Origin of the sequence: Clostridium sp. AM33-3, assembly GCF_003480315.1 — a bacterium.
In the GTDB taxonomy this organism is placed as follows: domain Bacteria; phylum Bacillota; class Clostridia; order Lachnospirales; family Lachnospiraceae; genus Brotaphodocola.
The window spans coordinates 348-17,312 of record NZ_QUIV01000041.1 but is presented as its reverse complement, the minus strand read 5'-3'; the positions used below and the strand labels follow the sequence as shown (position 1 = coordinate 17,312).

Below are 16,965 nucleotides of genomic sequence, written 5' to 3'. Positions count from 1 at the left end.
CTGGCTGCGTTATTCATTATCGTAGAATAGTCAGTAAAGCAGAAGTTTCGGGGAGGGCATACAGAACCGCAGATGCATTGGAATTTTCTTGCATTGCATATCAAGAACGCGCCAGTGACGCGTTCGCAGATTCATGAGCGAGCATAGCGTTTCCCCGGAGACCCTTGTCTGAACGAGCGCAGTGAGTGAGTTTGGGTCGCAGGGGAAACAATAGGCGGCGGAGCGAATGAAGTACAAAATTCCACCGCATCTGCGGTTCTGTAGGCCCTCCCCGGAACTTCGGACCCTTTCGTGCCATTCCCTTAAATTGCAATTTCTCAAAAACCGGATTTTCTCTTGACAAACTTTTTTTCCATGCTACGCTTGATAGCAGATAATGAATTTCATAAGAAAAGAGGAATTTTCCATGCACATGATCGACAGAAACAGTCCCTGCTGGTGCGGCAGCGGGCTCAAATACAAAAAATGCCACTATGATTTTGATGAAAAACTGAAAATGTACGAGAACAAGGGCTGCATCGTGCCGGAGCACAATATGATCAAAACGCCGGAGCAGATTGAAAAGATCAAGGCCAGTGCCCGGGTCAACATTGCAGTCCTGGATTATGTAGCTAAGCATATCAAAGCCGGTGTCACCACCGAGGAGATTGACCAGTGGGTTTACGATGAGACCACCAAACGCGGCGCCATCCCGGCTCCGTTAAACTTTGAGGGTTTCCCAAAAAGCGTCTGCACCTCCATCAATGAGGTTGTCTGCCATGGCATTCCGGATCCGGATCGCGTACTGCAGGACGGCGACATCATCAACGTAGACTGCTCTACCATCTTAGATGGCTATTACTCCGATTCTTCCCGTATGTTCTGCATTGGTGATGTTTCTCCGGAGAAAAAGCGGCTGGTGGAAATTACCAGACAGAGTATTGAGGTCGGCCTGAAAGAAGTTAAGCCGTGGAACTTCCTGGGTGACATGGGCGCGGCAATCCACGATTTTGTCCGTGAGAACGGCTACAGCGTAGTGCGCGAGATCGGTGGACACGGTGTATGCCTCCAGTTCCATGAGGAGCCGTGGGTCAGCTATGTATCCGAACGCGGAACGGAAATGCTTATGGTCCCGGGCATGATGTTTACCATCGAGCCAATGGTAAACATGGGGAAACCAGATGTCTTCGTTGACGCAGATGATGACTGGACTGTATACACGGAAGATGGCAAACCATCTGCCCAGTGGGAGATCCAGGTTCTGGTTACGGAGGACGGTTACGAAATCATCGCATACTAAACACCAAATTATATCGTGATCTGAATCCCATCCAGAGCTAAAATATCTTCTTCCTGGTGTGTGCTGAGAAGCGTAAGCTTCCCGGCACTCTTTTTTTGTAAATAGCGGATTACATCTGCCTTTGTTCCTGCATCCAGACCGGTAAACGGTTCATCCAGGATCAGAAGTTCAGATAAGGCGCAAAGGGCGCGGCAGATAGCCACGCGGCGTTTCTGCCCGCCGCTCAAGGTAGCTGCAGGCCGGTCCAGCACCTCCTCCGGCAAAAGCTCCATAAGCTCTCTCCTCACTTCTGCACGGCTCATAGATGAGGGAGATGTCATGAGGACGTTATCCACTGCGGAAAATGTCTCGCACAGGCGGTCCTCCTGAAAAACCGCTCCGATCGGTACCCTCTCCATGAAAAGACGGCCGCTGTCTGCCGTTTCCAGCCCCATCAGAATGCGAAACAGTGTGGTCTTCCCTTTCCCGGATGGTGCCGTGAGACAGTAAATATGCCCGCTCTCCAGCTCCATAGAAACATGATCCAGCACCGGAACACCATCAAATTGTTTACACAGGTCACAAATCTGCAGTTTCATGTGTAACCTCTCCTCTCTGCGGACAAAGCCTGGAAATCAGAAACAGCACCATCTGCTCAAACACGGCGCTCACCAGAATGATCACCAGAGTCCAGGCAAACAGATCGGCCGTTTCCAGATAAATCTTCGCCATATACAGTTGTTCGCCGATGGAGTGCTCCGGCAAGCCGATCACCTCTGCTGCCGCACCGGACTTCCAGCTCATGCCAAGAGCAATGCGGCATCCGCTTACCAGATATGGTACCAGCGCCGGAAGATAGATAAAGCGTATTTTCCGCCAGACCGGCATCCGGAACACCACGGCCATTTCCAGAAGCTTCGGATCTGTACTTTGCAATCCGGCTAAGGTATTGACATAGATCACCGGCAATACTACCAAAAACGCTATTACCACGGAGAGGTTTCTGGAACCGGCCCAGATCAGGGCAAGAATCACGAAGGAGGCCACCGGAACTGCCTTGAGAAACAGCATGAAGGGCTCCAGAAGTTCTTCCAGCAGCGGAGCTGTGTATGCAAGGCTTCCAAGCAGTATTCCAGCTGCAAATGCAAGCAGGAAGCCGGTACTGATGCGTCCAAAGGAGCCGGCAACAGAGCGCCAGAAATCCGCGGACGGAAGCAGTGACCACAATGCCAGCAGGGCCTCAAAAGGCCCCACCAGCATAATGGAATTGTGGACTAGCACAGCTGCAGTCTGCCAGAATGCCAGCCACAGACAGATGATAAACGGCTTTCTCAACCTACTCATGCAGATAATAGAAACCATCATCCGGCATCTGTCCGCCTACAGCAGACGGTTCCATCTCATACAGAGCCTCCAGATAACCAGACAGTCTGGTCTTCATATCCTCACCATCAATGCAGACAATGCTGCAGTACGGAATCGCTTTTGCAGCGATCGGAGCCTTCTCGATGATTCCTGCCGCTGCTACCAGCTCTGCGGCATCGGTCACATTGGCATTGACCCATTCAGCGGATTCTCCATGCTCCTTCACAAACAGCTCTGCTGCCTCCGGATTCTGTTCCAGAACCTCTTTACGGCATACTGTAACACCGGTAACCAGGGAGCTGCCATTTTCCGGCTGGGTCTTATCCCACTCCTCTGTCAGGTCCAGCACCATCTTTAAATTCTCATTCTGTGCCATAGCGGCAGTCACAAAAGGCTGAGGCAAAAGACCAATGGCATCTTCCTGTTCCTTTAATACCGCAGCAACCTCAGCAGCCTCAGACTTATATTCAATCGTCACATCATCGGTACTCAGGCTGTTGGCCTTTAAAAGATACTGCAGCACATAATCCGGCGTAGTTCCCTTTCCGGTCATATACAGCGTTTTCCCCTTCAGATCCCCGATATTGTGGATGGAATCATCCGCAGAAACCACATAAAGCACACCCAGCGTATTGATATCAATGACCTCAATGCCCTGTTTTGTTTTCTGGTACAGCACACTTGCCAGATTGGCCGGAACCAGCGCAATATCCAGATCACCGGAAACCACCTGCGCCGCAAGTTCAGAAGCATCTGCTGCCATTGTAAACTCATAAGCTCCCTCCGATTCCCCGTTTGAAGCCTTGTCCATCAGGGAAACCAGTCCTATGGTGGTAGGCCCCTTCAGAGAACCAACGCGAAGAGTCTCTGCATCTGAGTCTGGCTTTACTGCCTCAGAAGTCTCTTTTTCCGCCGCAGTTTCCGCCGCTGTCTCTGCTGCGGTTGTCTCCTCTACAGCTTCCTTCTCTGCCGCTGTCTGAGTCTTGTCTGCACCGGAGCATCCAGCCAGAGATGCCGCAGTTATGGCACACGCCAGGAGCATCGTCATTGTTTTCTTCATATCATTTTCCTCTCTTTCCGCATTCATCTTTTCTGTCAGAAGCCCGGCACTGATCCATCCAGTTTCTTCCAGATTAGCACAAATACGATTCCAGTATAGCATAAAATAAAAAAAATTCCTATGTATCTCCAGAAACACTTGCCGTTTGAAAGATTTGTGTTATAGTAGGGTTGAACGTTATTCTTAGGAAAATGTATCAAATCTCAGTTCGGACGCAGTCTTCTGCGCCCTTTCATAATCTGTCCAGACAGAACCCGTGCAGACCATTCCGGCTGCAACAATTTACTCTGTCAGCGACATTTCTCAGGGAGCAGTATCTTGATACTTCTGCCAGGTCCGTCTGCCTTTCTTAAGATTCCGTTCATTGTATCCCCACTCAATATCAAAATGCTGAAAAACAGGGGGACACCGGTCCGGCTGCCTTTGTGCGCAGCAGATCATGCCGTTTTATCAGCGAAAGAAGGAGAAAACAATGAAAACAGCAACAAGGAATCCAATCAGTTCAGAACTTTCACACACCCGGACTTCATTCATGGTGAAGCTGGCCCTTATGGTAGCGATTATCTTCGTTATGGCCTTCTCACCGCTCGGTTACTTACGTACTCCGGGACTTACCATCACCTTTTTAACCGTTCCGGTTGCCGTCGGCGCCATCATTCTTGGACCGACAGCCGGTGCCATCTGCGGCGCAGCCTTTGGCCTGACCAGCGTAGTTATGGCATTAACCGGCGGCTCTGCATTCAGCGCAGCGCTTCTGCAGATCAATCCGTTCGGCCTGTTATTTACCTGCCTGGTTCCGCGAATCCTTGAAGGATGGATCTGCGGTCTGATTTTCCAGCTGGTAAAGAAATTTTCCAAAAACGGTGCATTCATCGTGGCAAGCCTGTCCTGCCCGCTGTTAAACACTCTGTTCTTCATGAGTTCTCTGGTACTCTTTTTCTATAATACGGAGTATATCCAGGGCATCGTTACCAAGCTCGGCGCAACAAATCCGCTTATTTTCGTGATTCTGTTTGTCGGTGTTCAGGGTGCAATTGAGGCAGTTGCCTGCACCATTCTGGGCAGCGCCGTATCCCGCGCACTGGCTGCAGCATTCCGTCAGTAAAAACGGCTATATATAATAGAAGAAACGATTTCATAAGCCGCAGGATCCCTGCGGCTTAACTATTTCAAACATGGAGGGTTCATCATGAAATTATTCGACTCTGTCAGAGAGATTCCCATTACTGATCTTGAGGGTCTTCGCATCGGCAACGCCCAGGATTATGAGGCCATGACCGGTGTGACGGTTCTGCTCTTCGACCACGGTGCAAAAGCCGGTATTGATATCAGCGGAGGGGGGCCTGCTTCCCGTGAAACGCCACTTACATCTCCCATCACCGCCGACAATCCGCTCAATGCCATTGTACTCTCCGGTGGCTCTGCCTTCGGCCTGGCTGCCAGTGACGGAGTCATGCGCTATCTGGAAGAACACGGTATTGGTTATGAAACCGGATTTGCGAAGGTTCCGTTAGTCTGCCAGTCCTGTATCTACGACCTGAGTATTGGACGTTCTGATATCCGCCCGGATGCTGCTATGGGTTATGCTGCCTGCCAGGATGCAGAACACCCGCATCCGGTATCCGGCATCTTAGGCGGAGGCACCGGCGCCAGTGTTGGCAAAATCTATGGCCGCGACAAAGCAACCAAAACCGGGCTTGGCATGTATGCAGTCTCCATCGGTAACTTAAAGATTGCCGCAGTTGTAATCTTAAATGCCTTCGGCGATGTCTTCAATCCGGCTACCGGCGAAAAAATTGCCGGTCCAAGAAAACCAGATGGCAGCGGATTCTTTGATACACTGGAAGAGCTTTACAAATTCAGCCAGAGAACCGACCAATTCCAACACGATCCAAACAGCAAAGCCAATACCACCATCGGTGCTATTATCACCAACGGCGCGTTTTCCAAAGCAGAATTAAGCAAAATTGCTTCCATGGCCCGCAGCGGCTACGCACGCTGCATTAACCCGGTAGGCACCATGGCCGATGGCGATTCCATCTATGCCGCCTCCATCGGAACCGTAGAAGCAGACTTAAATGTTGCCGGAACACTGGCGGCAGAAGTCATGGCAGAGGCAATCCAAAATGCAGTAAAGGCGGCGAAATAGAAAAGAAAAATCCATGCTGCTTGCGTTCACACGCAAACAGCATGGATTTTTCTTTTCTATTTTTTAGAACACGTTATGCCTGCTCCGGTACTTTCTGCGCCTCTTCCCGGTCTTTCAGGATCTTATCAATACTTACGATCTTCGTACACAGTGCGAACAGGTCCATTGCCAGGATCAGATCACTCAGCGGTGGATAGGACGGTGCAATACGGATATTGGTGTCATGAGGATCCTTTCCATATGGATAGGTTGCTCCGGCACCGGTCATAACCAGACCGGCTTTCTTACAGCGCGCTACGATAGCCTTTGCACAGCCATCCAGGGAATCGAAGGCGATAAAGTAGCCTCCCTTTGGCTTGGTCCAGGTTCCGATACCAAGACCGCCAAGCTCACGCTCCAGGGTATCAATGACTGCCTCAAACTTCGGACGCAGGATATCCGCATGCTTGCGCATATGCTCTACCATGCCATGGATATCACCAAAGTAACGGACATGACGCAGCTGGTTTACCTTATCATGGCTGATGGTCTGGAATTTCAACTGCTTCTCAATATCCTCCAGGTTGTTGCGGGAGGTTGCGATGGCTGCAATACCGGAACCCGGGAAACTGATTTTTGAGGTGGAAGCGAATTTGTAAACCATATCCGGGTTGCCGGCACGCTTACACTCTGCCAGGATCTCGATCAGGTGGTCCTGATCGTGATCGTATAAATGATGTACGCCATAAGCATTATCCCAGTAGATACGGAAATCCGGAGCGGCCGGTTTCAGTCTTGCAAAACGGCGGACGGTCTCATCGGAATAGCTGGTTCCGGTCGGATTGGAATACTTCGGCACGCACCAGATACCCTTAATGCTGTCATCCTCTGCCACAAGTCTTTCCACCATATCCATGTCCGGGCCATCCGGAGTCATCGGAACATTGATCATCTCAATGCCGAAATACTGGGTAATGGCAAAATGACGGTCATAACCCGGTACCGGGCAAAGGAACTTCACTTTATCTAATTTGCACCACGGAGTACATCCCATTACGCCGTGAGTCATGGATCGGGATACGGTATCGAACATAACATTCAGGCTGGAATTGCCGTAAATGATGATGTAATCCGGAGCTACCTCCATCATGTCTCCGATCAGCTCTTTGGCTTCCCTAATTCCGGTCAGTCCACCATAGTTACGGCAGTCGGTTCCGTCTTCACAGGTTAAGTCATCACTGCTGCTTAATACATCCATCATTCCCATGGAAAGATCCAGCTGCTCCACGCTCGGCTTACCTCTGGACATGTCCAGTTTTAAATCCTTTCCCTGAAACTCTTTGTACTGGGCAGAAAGCTGCTTTCTGAGCTCCTGCAGTTCCTCTGTGCTCATCTCTGCATATGGCTGCATCTTCTTTTTCCTCCTCATCAGCTGTGTACTCCCTTTCTTCACCCAGGCGCTGACACCCGGGGTTCTTGGTTTGCATTCCATTCTACACGAAATATATCGGTATTACAATCGCATTTTTCACAAATTTAATAGAATATATATTCGATTTCTGTCTCTGGTTTCCCTGCAAAGACATCTGAGTGAAAACTGTCTTTTTTACCGGGACATGAGTTCTCTTACCAGCTGATTTACCACAGCCGGGTCTGCCTTGCCCTTCATGGCACGCATGGTCTGACCTACAATAAAGCCCATGGCTTTCTCTTTTCCGGCCTTGAAATCTGCAACAGACTGCGGGTTCTTCTCCAGAAGCTCCTCGATAGTCTTTGTCAGCGCATCGGTATCATTTACCACCTTTAAGCCGTGTTCCTCAACGTAACCTTCCGGATCCACATCTTCCTTAAACACAGCCTCAAACACATCCTTCGCAACAGTACGGTTAATAACGTTCTTCTCTACCAGGCTGATGAGCTTTGCCAGATTCTTCGGAGAAAACTTCATGTCTTCCGGCTCCTGCTCCTGCTCTTTTAACAGGCGCATGGCCTCCGTCATCAGCCAGTTAGAAACTTCCTTCGGCTTGCCGCAGATTGCCACGGTCTGCTCAAATACATCAGCCAGATGCTTGGAGCCGGTCAGGATTTCCGCATCGTACTGCGGCAGTCCATACTCACTCTCATAGCGTGCCAACTTCTCGGTGCGGAGCTCCGGCTGCGCTGCCTTCACCCGCTCGATCCACTCATCTGAAATCCATACCGGGACCAGATCCGGATCCGGGAAGTAACGGTAATCCTGCGCATCCTCCTTGGAACGCATCGCATGGGAGGATTCCTTGTTGTCATCCCAGCGGCGGGTTTCCTGGATGACCTTTTTGCCATCCTCGATCAGCTCGATCTGACGGACGCGCTCGCCCTCAATGGCACGGGCAATGGCCTTAAAGGAGTTTAAGTTCTTCATCTCGGTTCTCGTGCCAAACTCCGGTGCGCCCACCTCGCGGACGGACAGGTTGACATCGGCACGCATGGAGCCCTCCTGCAGCTTACAGTCAGAGGCACCCAGATACTGGATGATCAGGCGAAGCTTCTCCAGGTAGGCAATGACTTCATCGGCGCTTCGCATATCCGGCTCGGATACGATCTCGATCAGCGGCACGCCGCTTCGGTTGTAGTCCACCAGAGAGCAGTCCTCCCACTCGTCATGCACCAGCTTTCCGGCATCCTCCTCCATGTGGATCTCATGGATGCCGATTTTCTTTTTGCCTGCTGCGGTGTCGATCTCTACCCAGCCGTCGTGGCAGATTGGCAGATATAACTGGGAAATCTGGTAGTTCTGCGGGTTATCCGGATAGAAATAGTTCTTCCGGTCAAATTTGCAGTACTGGTTGATGCCGCAGTTGGTAGCAAGCCCCACTGCCAGTGCATATTCCACAACCTGCTTATTCAAAACCGGAAGAGAACCCGGCATACCGGTGCAGACCGGGCAGGTGTGGGTATTCGGCGCTCCGCCAAACTCCGTGGAGCAGCCGCAGAAAATTTTGGTTTTGGTGGCCAGTTCTACGTGAACCTCCAGACCAATGACGGTCTCATACTGTTTGCTCATGTTACTGTGCCTCCTTTTCTGCCTGTTTTGCCAGCTCCGGCGTTTCATAGGTTCTGCTGCACTCGTAAGCATAGCCTGCGCGGATGATATTTTTTTCCTTGAAACAGTCTCCGATCAGCTGCAGACCAATTGGAAGACCCTTGCTGTCTTTTCCGCATGGAACCGTCATGCCCGGAAGTCCTGCCAGGTTTACGGAAATCGTATAGATATCGCCCAGATACATCTGGAGTGGATCGCTTAAGGACTCGCCCAGCTTCGGCGCTGTAGCCGGAGCAGCCGGGCCCAGGATTACATCATATTTCTCAAAAGCTTTGTCAAAGGCTTTCTTGATGAGCGCCTTCGTGCGGAGTGCCTTTAAGTAGTAGGCATCGTAGTAACCGCTGCTGAGAACGAAGGAGCCCAGCATGATACGGCGCTTTACCTCCGGGCCAAAGCCCTCAGAACGGCTCTTCTTGTACATGCTGTGGAGGCCGTCGTACTCTTTTGCCCGATGTCCGTACTTCACGCCGTCAAAACGGGATAAGTTGGAGCTGGCCTCTGCGGAAGCAATGACATAGTAAGCCGGAATTGCGTATTCTACCAGACTTAAATCAAACTCCTCTACAATGGCTCCCTTCTCCTCCAGAACCTTCGCTGCCTTTAAAATGGCATCCTTTACTTCCGGGTCAAGCCCCTCGCCAAAATAGTCGCGCGGAATGCCAATGCGCATGCCCTTTACATCGTCCACCAGGGCAGAAGTGAAATCACAGTCCTCACGGTTCATGGAGGTGCTGTCTTTTTTATCATAGGAAGCAATGGTCTCCAGAATCGTGGCACAGTCGGTCACGTCCTTTGCTACCGGTCCGATCTGATCCAGGGAAGAACCGTAGGCGATCAGGCCGTAACGGGAAACCGTCCCGTAGGTCGGCTTAATGCCGGTCACGCCGCAGAAGGAGCTAGGCTGGCGGATGGAACCGCCGGTGTCGGAGCCCAGAGCGAAGAAGCATTCATTGGCTGCCACTGCCGCACAGGAACCGCCGGAGGAACCGCCCGGCACATGCTCCGGGTTCCAGGGGTTTTTCGTCTCACCGTAAGCGGAAGTCTCGGTGGTGCTTCCCATAGCGAACTCATCCATGTTGGTTTTTCCCAGGATAATGGCTCCTGCTGCCTCCAGATTTCTGACTGCTTCTGCCGTATAGGTCGGTTTAAAATTATCAAGGATTTTGGAGCTGCAGGTTGTCAGCAGTCCCTCCGTACACATATTATCTTTGATCGCCACCGGAACACCGGCCAGAGGACCGGTCAGGGTTCCGTCTTCAATCTGTCTCTGTACTTCTTCGGCGCGTTTTAAAGCGCCCTCTTCATCTACGGTCACGTAGCAGTTTAAAACCGGCTCCAGAGTCTTGATCTGGGCCAGAGCTGCCTTTGTGGCTTCCACGGCCGTGATCTCGCCGGCCTTGATCTTTTTTCCAAGCGCTACCGCTGTTAAATCCAGGATACTCACGTTGTTTCCTCCATTCATGTCTGTCATGTTTGCTGTTTTCCACAGCTTTTCCTGAATCCATCCGGATTCTCCACAGTTTTCGTTTTCTATCCGTTTATTCTACCGTCTTCGGAACCTTGAAGGCTCCGTCCTTCTGCTCCGGTGCATTCAGCAGGATTTTGTCCCGCTCATCCCCGTTGGTCACCACATCTTCCCGGAACACGTTGTTCATCGGGAATACATGGGACATAGGTTCTACACCGCTGGTATCCAGTTCATTTAACTTGTCGATATAGTCTAACATCCGGCCCATATCCTTCTTGGCCGTCTCTTTTTCCTCATCCGAGAGTTCCAGCTTCGCCAGAATTCCAACATATTCAATAGTCTCGTCGCTGATGATATTTGCCATGATTTTTCTCCTCCAACTCCTAGTTTACGGTTCCAGTCTGGTTACATCACGCGGGAATAACGAAGTCTCGCGGACATTCTGCTCATCTAACAGGCGCATGGTCAGGCGTTCCAGACCAATACCCAGGCCGCCGTGCGGCGGCATGCCGTATTTGAAGATCATCAGGTAATCCTTGATATCCTCCGGATCCATTCCGCGCTTTTCCATCTTTTCCAGGATCATCTGGTAATCGTGGATTCGCTGACCGCCGGTGGTGATTTCCAGACCCTTGTAAAGCAGGTCAAAGCTTAAGGTAACATTGGTATCTTCCGGATCATCCATAGCATAAAACGGTCTCTTTTTGGACGGATAATGCGTAACAAATACAAAGTCACTGTCGTACTCTTCCTTGAAGTAGCGGCCGATCAGCACTTCCTCCTCCGGCTCCAGATCGAATGGGTTACGGATCTTCCGGTTGTATTTTTCCGATACCAGCTGCTTCGCCTCAGCAAAGCGCACGTGTGGAATCTGGCTGATGGAAGGAAGATCGATGCCCAGCATATCCAGTTCTTTTTTATACTCTGATTTTAACAGCTCCATGGTGTACTTTAAGAAGCCGGTCTCCATGGCCATGACATCCTCAAAACTGTCGATGTAACCCATCTCAAAGTCCAGGCCAATATACTCATTTAAATGGCGGGTGGTATTGTGCTTCTCGGCACGGAATACCGGAGCCACCTCAAATACGCGGTCAAACACGCCTACCATCATCTGCTTGTAAAACTGGGGGCTCTGTCCCAGCTCTGCTTTCTTGTTGAAATAGTTTAATTTAAAGACGTTCGCGCCGCCCTCTGCACCACGGGATACGATTTTCGGAGTATGAACCTCAGTAAAGCCCTGGGAAGATAAAAACTCACGGAAGCCTCTCACAATGCCCTCCTGGATTTTAAATTTTGCGCGCTCCCGGACATTTCTTAAGGATACCGGACGAAGGCTCAGTCTCGTCTCCAGAGAGGTATTCATTTTCCATTTGTTAATGGCAATCGGCATGGTTTCTGCCGGCTCAGACAGCGCCCAGATGCCGGTAAGACGGAGTTCAAAGCCCTGCGGCGCACGCTCTTCCAGCGCTACCACACCAGTAACTTCCACGGCAGATTCTTCTTTCAGATTCTTTAAATCAAACTCCGTTTTTCCCTCTTCATACACGCACTGCACCAGGCCTTCTGCCTTTCTGAGAATTACAAATGCAAACTCTCCCATATCACGGATGTTGTGGACCGCACCGTTCATTTTTACGGTCTTTCCTACATAATCCCCGTTTAAAATTTCTCTGATACCGATTGTTTCCTTCTCTTTGACACCTGTTAAAAATTCCATGCTGCTTTCTCCTTACCTGAACGTGATTTTTCTGTATTCCGGGAGAATTTTAGATACAAAAATCCCGCCACGGAATACGGTTACATATTCCGGGACGGGACACTATACTCTTGTTATGTTCCGCGGTACCACCCGCATTGAGACCTGCCTTCTGCTCCCCTTTGAGCAAAAGCGGCTCCGCTCTTTAAGACACGTAACGTGTGCCTGACGGATACCCCTACGCACATGGCCCATCTCTTAAGTCTGTGTTTCGAAGTACCGGCTCCGGAGTGTTCCCTGTGAGCCAGAGTCCAACCTGACGGCGCTCTCAGTCGGTGACGCCCTCTTCCTGTCGAAGTCCTGCTGGCAAGAGTCTCCTTCACTGCCTTTTATGGTTCCTGTTCAGAAATGTCTTTCTGAAAATTGACCTCATGATAGCACATGTTTTTCCGGTTGGCAAGACCCAAATTTTATTTTTTCACACAAAATTCCACGTTCCAGACATATTTTCAGGAGCTTTCTCCGAAGCCTCATCACCCTCATGGCAATAGCACTTTCCCGCAGCTGGCTCCGTCCTGCGATTTCCCGGTAAGGCATCTTCTGTATAAATGCCAGATGTAACAGTTCCTGTTCTCTGGGATTCAAAAGCTTCAGAGTATCGGCTATGTTATCTCCGGAATCCAATTTTTCCACGACAATCATTTCTGTATTGCTGCTCTCTGTGTCCAGTTTTTTCTCATAGCATTCCAGCGTCTCCAGATACTCTCTGCGGCGCTTTTCACGTCGGATGATGTCGACAAGGCGATGCTTCAGGCATGACATAAAATATGCTTTTGCTTCAGGCTCTGGAAGACGTTCAAATTTTGTCCGGTGCTTCTCATCTGCTATCATGGTCACCACTACGTCATGAATGATATCTTCCGCAGGAAATATAAGTCCCATTCCGCTTATTTTCCTGCTCAGTTTCCAGTAGTAATACTGCTTATGTTTCTCATAGAATTCGCCAAGATCCATCGCAAAACAGCCTTTCTTTTTTCTATGATCCCCACTATAACATGACGTTTTTTTTACAACTACAAAAGCGGCATATTCCACCATGTTTTTGACGGAATACGCCACTTTTCATAAAAACAGAAGTCATACTCTGTTCTTTACATAAGACTGCTGAGTGCCTTCTTAAACTGTTTCCGGAACAGCAGCGCCGTAAAAGTCACAGCCAGAAAATCTGCTACCGGCTCTGCCGTATAAACAGCCAGTGTCCGGTTTCCGGTCAGTACATGCGGCAAAATATAAATGAGCGGAAGCAGCAGAACAAATTTCCGTGTCACAGCCACAATAATCGACTCTTTCGCAAAACCGATGGCGGTAAAAGCCATCTGGCAGGCAACCTGAATTCCGAACATAAAGACACAGGCCATATAAATGCGGAGTGCCCTGGAAGTGAAGGAGAGAAGCTCTGCGTCTGAGGTGAACATCCCGGCAAATACCTGCGGAACCACCTGTACAAACAGCCAGATCAGCGTGGAATAGATGAGACTGGCTTTCAAAAGAAGTCCAAATGCGCCCTTCACACGTTCCGCATTCCGAGCGCCGTAATTGTAGCTGATGATCGGCTGCGCGCCCTGTCCAAGCCCCTGCAGCGGCAGCATGGCAAACTGCATGGCACTGGTTAAGATCGTCATGGCACCTACGGCGATATCTCCGCCATATTTTAACAGAGACGAATTGAAACAGATGGAAATAATACTCTCACTGGACTGCATGACAAAGGTTGCCGCGCCAAGTGCCACACACGGCAGAATGACTGACGGAGTCAGCCCCATATTGCGCAGACGGATTTTCAAACGAGTCTTTTTTCCGGCCAGGAACGCCAGCACCCAGATGGTGGAACAGGCCTGGGAAATAACCGTTGCAAGCGCTGCTCCGCGTACGCCCATATGCATTCCGAAAATGAAAACCGGATCCAGCACAATGTTGCAGACCGCGCCGATCAGCACGGAGAGCATGCCGGTTTTCGCAAATCCCTGAGCCGTGATAAACATGTTCATGCCCAGCGTCAGTTCCACAAAAATGGTTCCCAGCGAGTAAATATTCATGTAGCTGACTGCATATTCAATCGTGTTTTCACTTGCTCCAAATGCCAGAAGGAATTTCCGGTTAAAGCAGAACAATACCGCCGTAAGGATAGCCGAGATCACCACCTGCAGCGTAAAGCAGTTGCCGAGAATCTTCTCTGCCTGATCATAATCCTGCTTTCCCATATGAATGGAAGCCCGCGGCGCTCCGCCGCTTCCCACCAGGGCCGCAAACGCTGAAACGATCATGATCAGCGGCATGCAGACTCCAACACCGGTCAGGGCCATCGCCCCGGACTCCGGAATATGGCCGATGTAAATGCGGTCTACAATGTTATAAAGCATGTTGATAAGCTGCGCGGTGATGGTCGGAATGGCCAGGGACCACAGCAGCTTTCCGATGGGTTCTTTCCCTAAAAAATCCTTTTCGTTATTCATGTGCATTCCTTCTTTCTCTCATTTTTTTCCGATAACCGTCGGACATTTTCCATGATCCGCTCATGAAAAACGGCAAAGCATTCCATCTCGTTCTCTGAAAATCCATCAAATATGCCGGCAAGAAACTGCCGCTGGATCACATCGATGGAATCTGTTACCGGAATGCTTTTTTCACATAACAGGAGATGAATCCGGCGCCGGTCTGAAGCATCCGGCTGTCTTGTCACCAGACCTTTCCGGACCAGTGACTCCACTGCCTGGGAAACCTGCCCCTTGGACAGCATCCGCAGTTCCGCGATATCTGCCGCTGTATCCACACTGGGATTATTTCTCAGAAAGGTAATGATGGTGGCCTCCATCATGGTAAGCCGGTATTCCCTGCAGATGGTCTGGATGCATGCCTCATGAGATTTGGTGATAAAGCGCATGAGACGCAGAAATTCTGTTGCCTGAAGCATATGTTCTCCTTCCGTTCTTTTTTCTTTACCCGCCATTTACTTCAAAATAAAACTGTTCTTTTTTAAACATTTTATCGTTTTTATTATACACATTTTATAAAGATCTGCAAGCTGTACTTTATAAAATTGTATTTTTCCGAAGATTTTTTTCCGTTTTTTCAAAATATACTTGCTTTTCTAAGGAGAATCGTCTATGCTTCTTTTCAAGAAGCAAACTCTGGAGAGTCTCATGTATGGAGCGCCGAAGGTGTACAGCACACAATGTGCCAATCTCTCAGGCAAAAGGACAGAGCAGTCTGATGCAGCAATGCATCCGTCTTTCCACACTCTTTAGAGGGAGTTTTTCATCTGCGAAGGTGCAGCTGAAATACTTCCTTTTTTGTTTACAAAAAACCGGTTTTCTGCTGGTTTTCTTCCCCCAGAGCTTCTATTAAACACCCCCCACGGGAGAAAGAGTGAGTATTATGTTAAGTAAAGTAAGTGCGTTTCTGAACTGGCTGGATGGTTTTGTATGGGGTGTTCCCCTGATCGTCCTGATTCTCGCAACCGGTATTTTCCTGACCATTCGTCTGCGCGGAATCCAGTTCCACAAGCTGGGCATGGCCTGTAAATATATGTTCCAGAACGAAAATGAAGGCCACGGTGAGGTCAGCAGCTTCGCTGCTCTTTGTACCGCCCTGTCTGCCACCATCGGTACCGGCAATATCGTCGGTGTGGCCACGGCGCTGGTTTCCGGCGGTGCCGGAGCACTGTTCTGGATGTGGATTGCAGCACTGTTCGGTATGGCTACCAAGTACGCAGAAGGTGTACTGGCCATCAAGTACCGCACCATTGATGAAAGCGGCCATGTACTTGGCGGACCGTTCTATTACATCGAAAACGGTATGGGCAAAAACTGGCGCTGGCTGGGCAAGATCTTCGCCTTCTTCGGTGCCGGTGTCGGTCTTCTCGGAATCGGTACCTTCACCCAGGTCAACGGCATCACAGCCGCAGCCGGAAACTTTTTTGACCAGAACATGGAACATGTGATAAACTTATTTGGAAATGATTACAGCATTGCTGTAGTGGTAACCGGCATCCTCCTGACCATCTGCGTCGCTCTGGTGGTGCTTGGCGGCATTCAGCGTATTGCAAGTGTTTCTTCCGTTATCGTTCCATTTATGGCAGTATTTTACATCATTGCCTGCATCGCGATCCTGGTATTAAACGCTGCCCGCATCCCGGCTGCATTTGCTGAGATCATCCAGAGCGCCTTTGGCCTGCGTGCTGCTGCCGGCGGTGCCCTCGGTGCTGTGCTCATCGCCATGCAGAAAGGAATTGCCCGCGGCATCTTCTCCAATGAGGCAGGTCTCGGAAGCGCACCGATCGCTGCCGCTGCCGCTCAGACCAAGGAACCGGCACGTCAGGGTCTTGTTACCATGACCGGTACCTTTATCGATACCATCATTGTATGTACCATGACCGGCCTGTGCATCGTTCTGACCGGTTCCCACACCGCAGGTCTGGAAGGTGTAGCTGTTACCACCCGCGCATTCCAGATGGGACTTCCGGTACCGGCACAGTTTTCCGCATTTCTTCTGATGATGTGCCTGATCTTCTTCGCCTTCACCACCATCATCGGATGGAACTACTACGGAGAGCGCTGCCTGGAGTATTTATCAAACGGAAGCCATGGCGCAGTTATGGCATACCGCTTTCTCTACATCCTGGCCATCTTCATCGGACCGTTCATGACCGTAGAAGCCGTCTGGACCATTGCAGATATCTTCAATGCCCTGATGGCACTGCCGAACCTGATCGCACTGCTGGCGTTAAGCGGTGTGGTTGTGGCGGAAACAAAAGACTACTGGACGAGAGTGCTGGGAGATAAGATCAGCAAATAGCAATTATAGGACGGAACGAATAAAAGTTCGGAAGAGAAAGAGACCGCTTTT

General features: G+C 50.2%; 15 protein-coding genes and 1 riboswitch. Of the genes, 4 read left to right on the top strand and 11 right to left on the bottom strand.

Going from position 1 to position 16,965, the window contains the following annotated elements:
* Positions 1-406: 406 nt before the first annotated feature.
* Complete coding sequence (locus tag DW819_RS15240; RefSeq protein WP_118733966.1) at positions 407-1,279, top strand: methionyl aminopeptidase; 873 nt, start codon at positions 407-409, stop codon at positions 1,277-1,279.
* Positions 1,280-1,287: 8 nt separating this feature from the next.
* Here the strand turns inward: DW819_RS15240 and DW819_RS15235 are convergent, their stop codons facing one another.
* Genes DW819_RS15235 through DW819_RS15225 form a run of 3 tightly spaced genes read right to left on the bottom strand, consistent with a single transcriptional unit; the run spans position 1,288 to position 3,683 of the window.
* The gene (locus DW819_RS15235) at positions 1,288-1,857 is read right to left on the bottom strand and encodes an ATP-binding cassette domain-containing protein (RefSeq protein ID WP_118733965.1); all 570 of its coding nucleotides are present in this window, start codon (positions 1,855-1,857) and stop codon (positions 1,288-1,290) included.
* A complete protein-coding gene (locus DW819_RS15230) occupies positions 1,838-2,623 on the bottom strand; it encodes an ABC transporter permease subunit (protein WP_182432680.1) in 786 nt (261 codons plus the stop codon). Before DW819_RS15230 ends, DW819_RS15235 begins: the two co-directional genes overlap by 20 nt.
* Complete coding sequence (locus DW819_RS15225) at positions 2,595-3,683, bottom strand: ABC transporter substrate-binding protein (RefSeq protein WP_118733968.1); 1,089 nt, start codon at positions 3,681-3,683, stop codon at positions 2,595-2,597. Before DW819_RS15225 ends, DW819_RS15230 begins: the two co-directional genes overlap by 29 nt.
* A 472-nt stretch (positions 3,684-4,155) precedes the next feature.
* On the opposite strand from DW819_RS15225, the gene DW819_RS15220 reads away from it, so the two are divergent.
* Entirely contained in the window at positions 4,156-4,788 is a 633-nt protein-coding gene (locus DW819_RS15220; RefSeq protein WP_118733964.1) for an ECF transporter S component, read from the top strand.
* An 84-nt stretch (positions 4,789-4,872) separates the two neighbouring features.
* The gene (locus tag DW819_RS15215) at positions 4,873-5,832 is read left to right on the top strand and encodes a P1 family peptidase (protein WP_118733963.1); all 960 of its coding nucleotides are present in this window, start codon (positions 4,873-4,875) and stop codon (positions 5,830-5,832) included.
* 73 nt (positions 5,833-5,905) lie between these two features.
* On the opposite strand, the gene DW819_RS15210 is transcribed toward DW819_RS15215, so the two are convergent.
* From DW819_RS15210 to DW819_RS15175, 8 genes are all read right to left on the bottom strand, one after another.
* On the bottom strand, positions 5,906-7,222 hold the full coding sequence (locus tag DW819_RS15210) for an aminotransferase class I/II-fold pyridoxal phosphate-dependent enzyme (protein WP_118733962.1): 1,317 nt from the start codon (positions 7,220-7,222) through the stop codon (positions 5,906-5,908).
* Positions 7,223-7,417: 195 nt separating this feature from the next.
* The gene (gene gatB, locus DW819_RS15205) at positions 7,418-8,854 is read right to left on the bottom strand and encodes an Asp-tRNA(Asn)/Glu-tRNA(Gln) amidotransferase subunit GatB (protein ID WP_118733961.1); all 1,437 of its coding nucleotides are present in this window, start codon (positions 8,852-8,854) and stop codon (positions 7,418-7,420) included.
* A gap of 1 nt (position 8,855) precedes the next feature.
* A complete protein-coding gene (gene gatA, locus DW819_RS15200) occupies positions 8,856-10,364 on the bottom strand; it encodes an Asp-tRNA(Asn)/Glu-tRNA(Gln) amidotransferase subunit GatA (protein WP_243025914.1) in 1,509 nt (502 codons plus the stop codon).
* Between the two features lie 67 nt (positions 10,365-10,431).
* The gene (gene gatC, locus DW819_RS15195; protein ID WP_118733960.1) at positions 10,432-10,725 is read right to left on the bottom strand and encodes an Asp-tRNA(Asn)/Glu-tRNA(Gln) amidotransferase subunit GatC; all 294 of its coding nucleotides are present in this window, start codon (positions 10,723-10,725) and stop codon (positions 10,432-10,434) included.
* Positions 10,726-10,749: 24 nt separating this feature from the next.
* Positions 10,750-12,081, bottom strand: coding sequence for an aspartate--tRNA(Asn) ligase (gene aspS / locus DW819_RS15190; protein ID WP_118733959.1), 1,332 nt, complete (start codon positions 12,079-12,081; stop codon positions 10,750-10,752).
* A 408-nt stretch (positions 12,082-12,489) separates the two neighbouring features.
* Positions 12,490-13,074, bottom strand: coding sequence for a sigma-70 family RNA polymerase sigma factor (locus tag DW819_RS15185; RefSeq protein WP_182432679.1), 585 nt, complete (start codon positions 13,072-13,074; stop codon positions 12,490-12,492).
* A gap of 137 nt (positions 13,075-13,211) precedes the next feature.
* Entirely contained in the window at positions 13,212-14,573 is a 1,362-nt protein-coding gene (locus DW819_RS15180; protein ID WP_118733957.1) for an MATE family efflux transporter, read from the bottom strand.
* Positions 14,570-15,031: a MarR family transcriptional regulator gene (locus DW819_RS15175; protein WP_118733956.1), complete on the bottom strand. Its 462-nt coding sequence runs from the start codon at positions 15,029-15,031 to the stop codon at positions 14,570-14,572. Before DW819_RS15175 ends, DW819_RS15180 begins: the two co-directional genes overlap by 4 nt.
* A gap of 207 nt (positions 15,032-15,238) precedes the next feature.
* A riboswitch (glycine riboswitch) is annotated at positions 15,239-15,331 on the top strand.
* Between the two features lie 164 nt (positions 15,332-15,495).
* On the opposite strand from DW819_RS15175, the gene DW819_RS15170 reads away from it, so the two are divergent.
* The gene (locus tag DW819_RS15170; RefSeq protein WP_118733955.1) at positions 15,496-16,914 is read left to right on the top strand and encodes a sodium:alanine symporter family protein; all 1,419 of its coding nucleotides are present in this window, start codon (positions 15,496-15,498) and stop codon (positions 16,912-16,914) included.
* Positions 16,915-16,965 lie beyond the last annotated feature (51 nt).

Bases quoted from the DNA above. Each gene is read 5' to 3' on its own strand.
- DW819_RS15240 (WP_118733966.1), top strand. From the start codon at position 407: ATGCACATGATCGACAGAAACAGTCCCTGCTGGTGCGGCAGCGGGCTC.
- DW819_RS15235 (WP_118733965.1), bottom strand. From the start codon at position 1,857: ATGAAACTGCAGATTTGTGACCTGTGTAAACAATTTGATGGTGTTCCG.
- DW819_RS15230 (WP_182432680.1), bottom strand. From the start codon at position 2,623: ATGATGGTTTCTATTATCTGCATGAGTAGGTTGAGAAAGCCGTTTATC.
- DW819_RS15225 (WP_118733968.1), bottom strand. From the start codon at position 3,683: ATGAAGAAAACAATGACGATGCTCCTGGCGTGTGCCATAACTGCGGCA.
- DW819_RS15220 (WP_118733964.1), top strand. From the start codon at position 4,156: ATGAAAACAGCAACAAGGAATCCAATCAGTTCAGAACTTTCACACACC.
- DW819_RS15215 (WP_118733963.1), top strand. From the start codon at position 4,873: ATGAAATTATTCGACTCTGTCAGAGAGATTCCCATTACTGATCTTGAG.
- DW819_RS15210 (WP_118733962.1), bottom strand. From the start codon at position 7,222: ATGCAGCCATATGCAGAGATGAGCACAGAGGAACTGCAGGAGCTCAGA.
- gatB (WP_118733961.1), bottom strand. From the start codon at position 8,854: ATGAGCAAACAGTATGAGACCGTCATTGGTCTGGAGGTTCACGTAGAA.
- gatA (WP_243025914.1), bottom strand. From the start codon at position 10,364: ATGACAGACATGAATGGAGGAAACAACGTGAGTATCCTGGATTTAACA.
- gatC (WP_118733960.1), bottom strand. From the start codon at position 10,725: ATGGCAAATATCATCAGCGACGAGACTATTGAATATGTTGGAATTCTG.
- aspS (WP_118733959.1), bottom strand. From the start codon at position 12,081: ATGGAATTTTTAACAGGTGTCAAAGAGAAGGAAACAATCGGTATCAGA.
- DW819_RS15185 (WP_182432679.1), bottom strand. From the start codon at position 13,074: ATGGATCTTGGCGAATTCTATGAGAAACATAAGCAGTATTACTACTGG.
- DW819_RS15180 (WP_118733957.1), bottom strand. From the start codon at position 14,573: ATGAATAACGAAAAGGATTTTTTAGGGAAAGAACCCATCGGAAAGCTG.
- DW819_RS15175 (WP_118733956.1), bottom strand. From the start codon at position 15,031: ATGCTTCAGGCAACAGAATTTCTGCGTCTCATGCGCTTTATCACCAAA.
- DW819_RS15170 (WP_118733955.1), top strand. From the start codon at position 15,496: ATGTTAAGTAAAGTAAGTGCGTTTCTGAACTGGCTGGATGGTTTTGTA.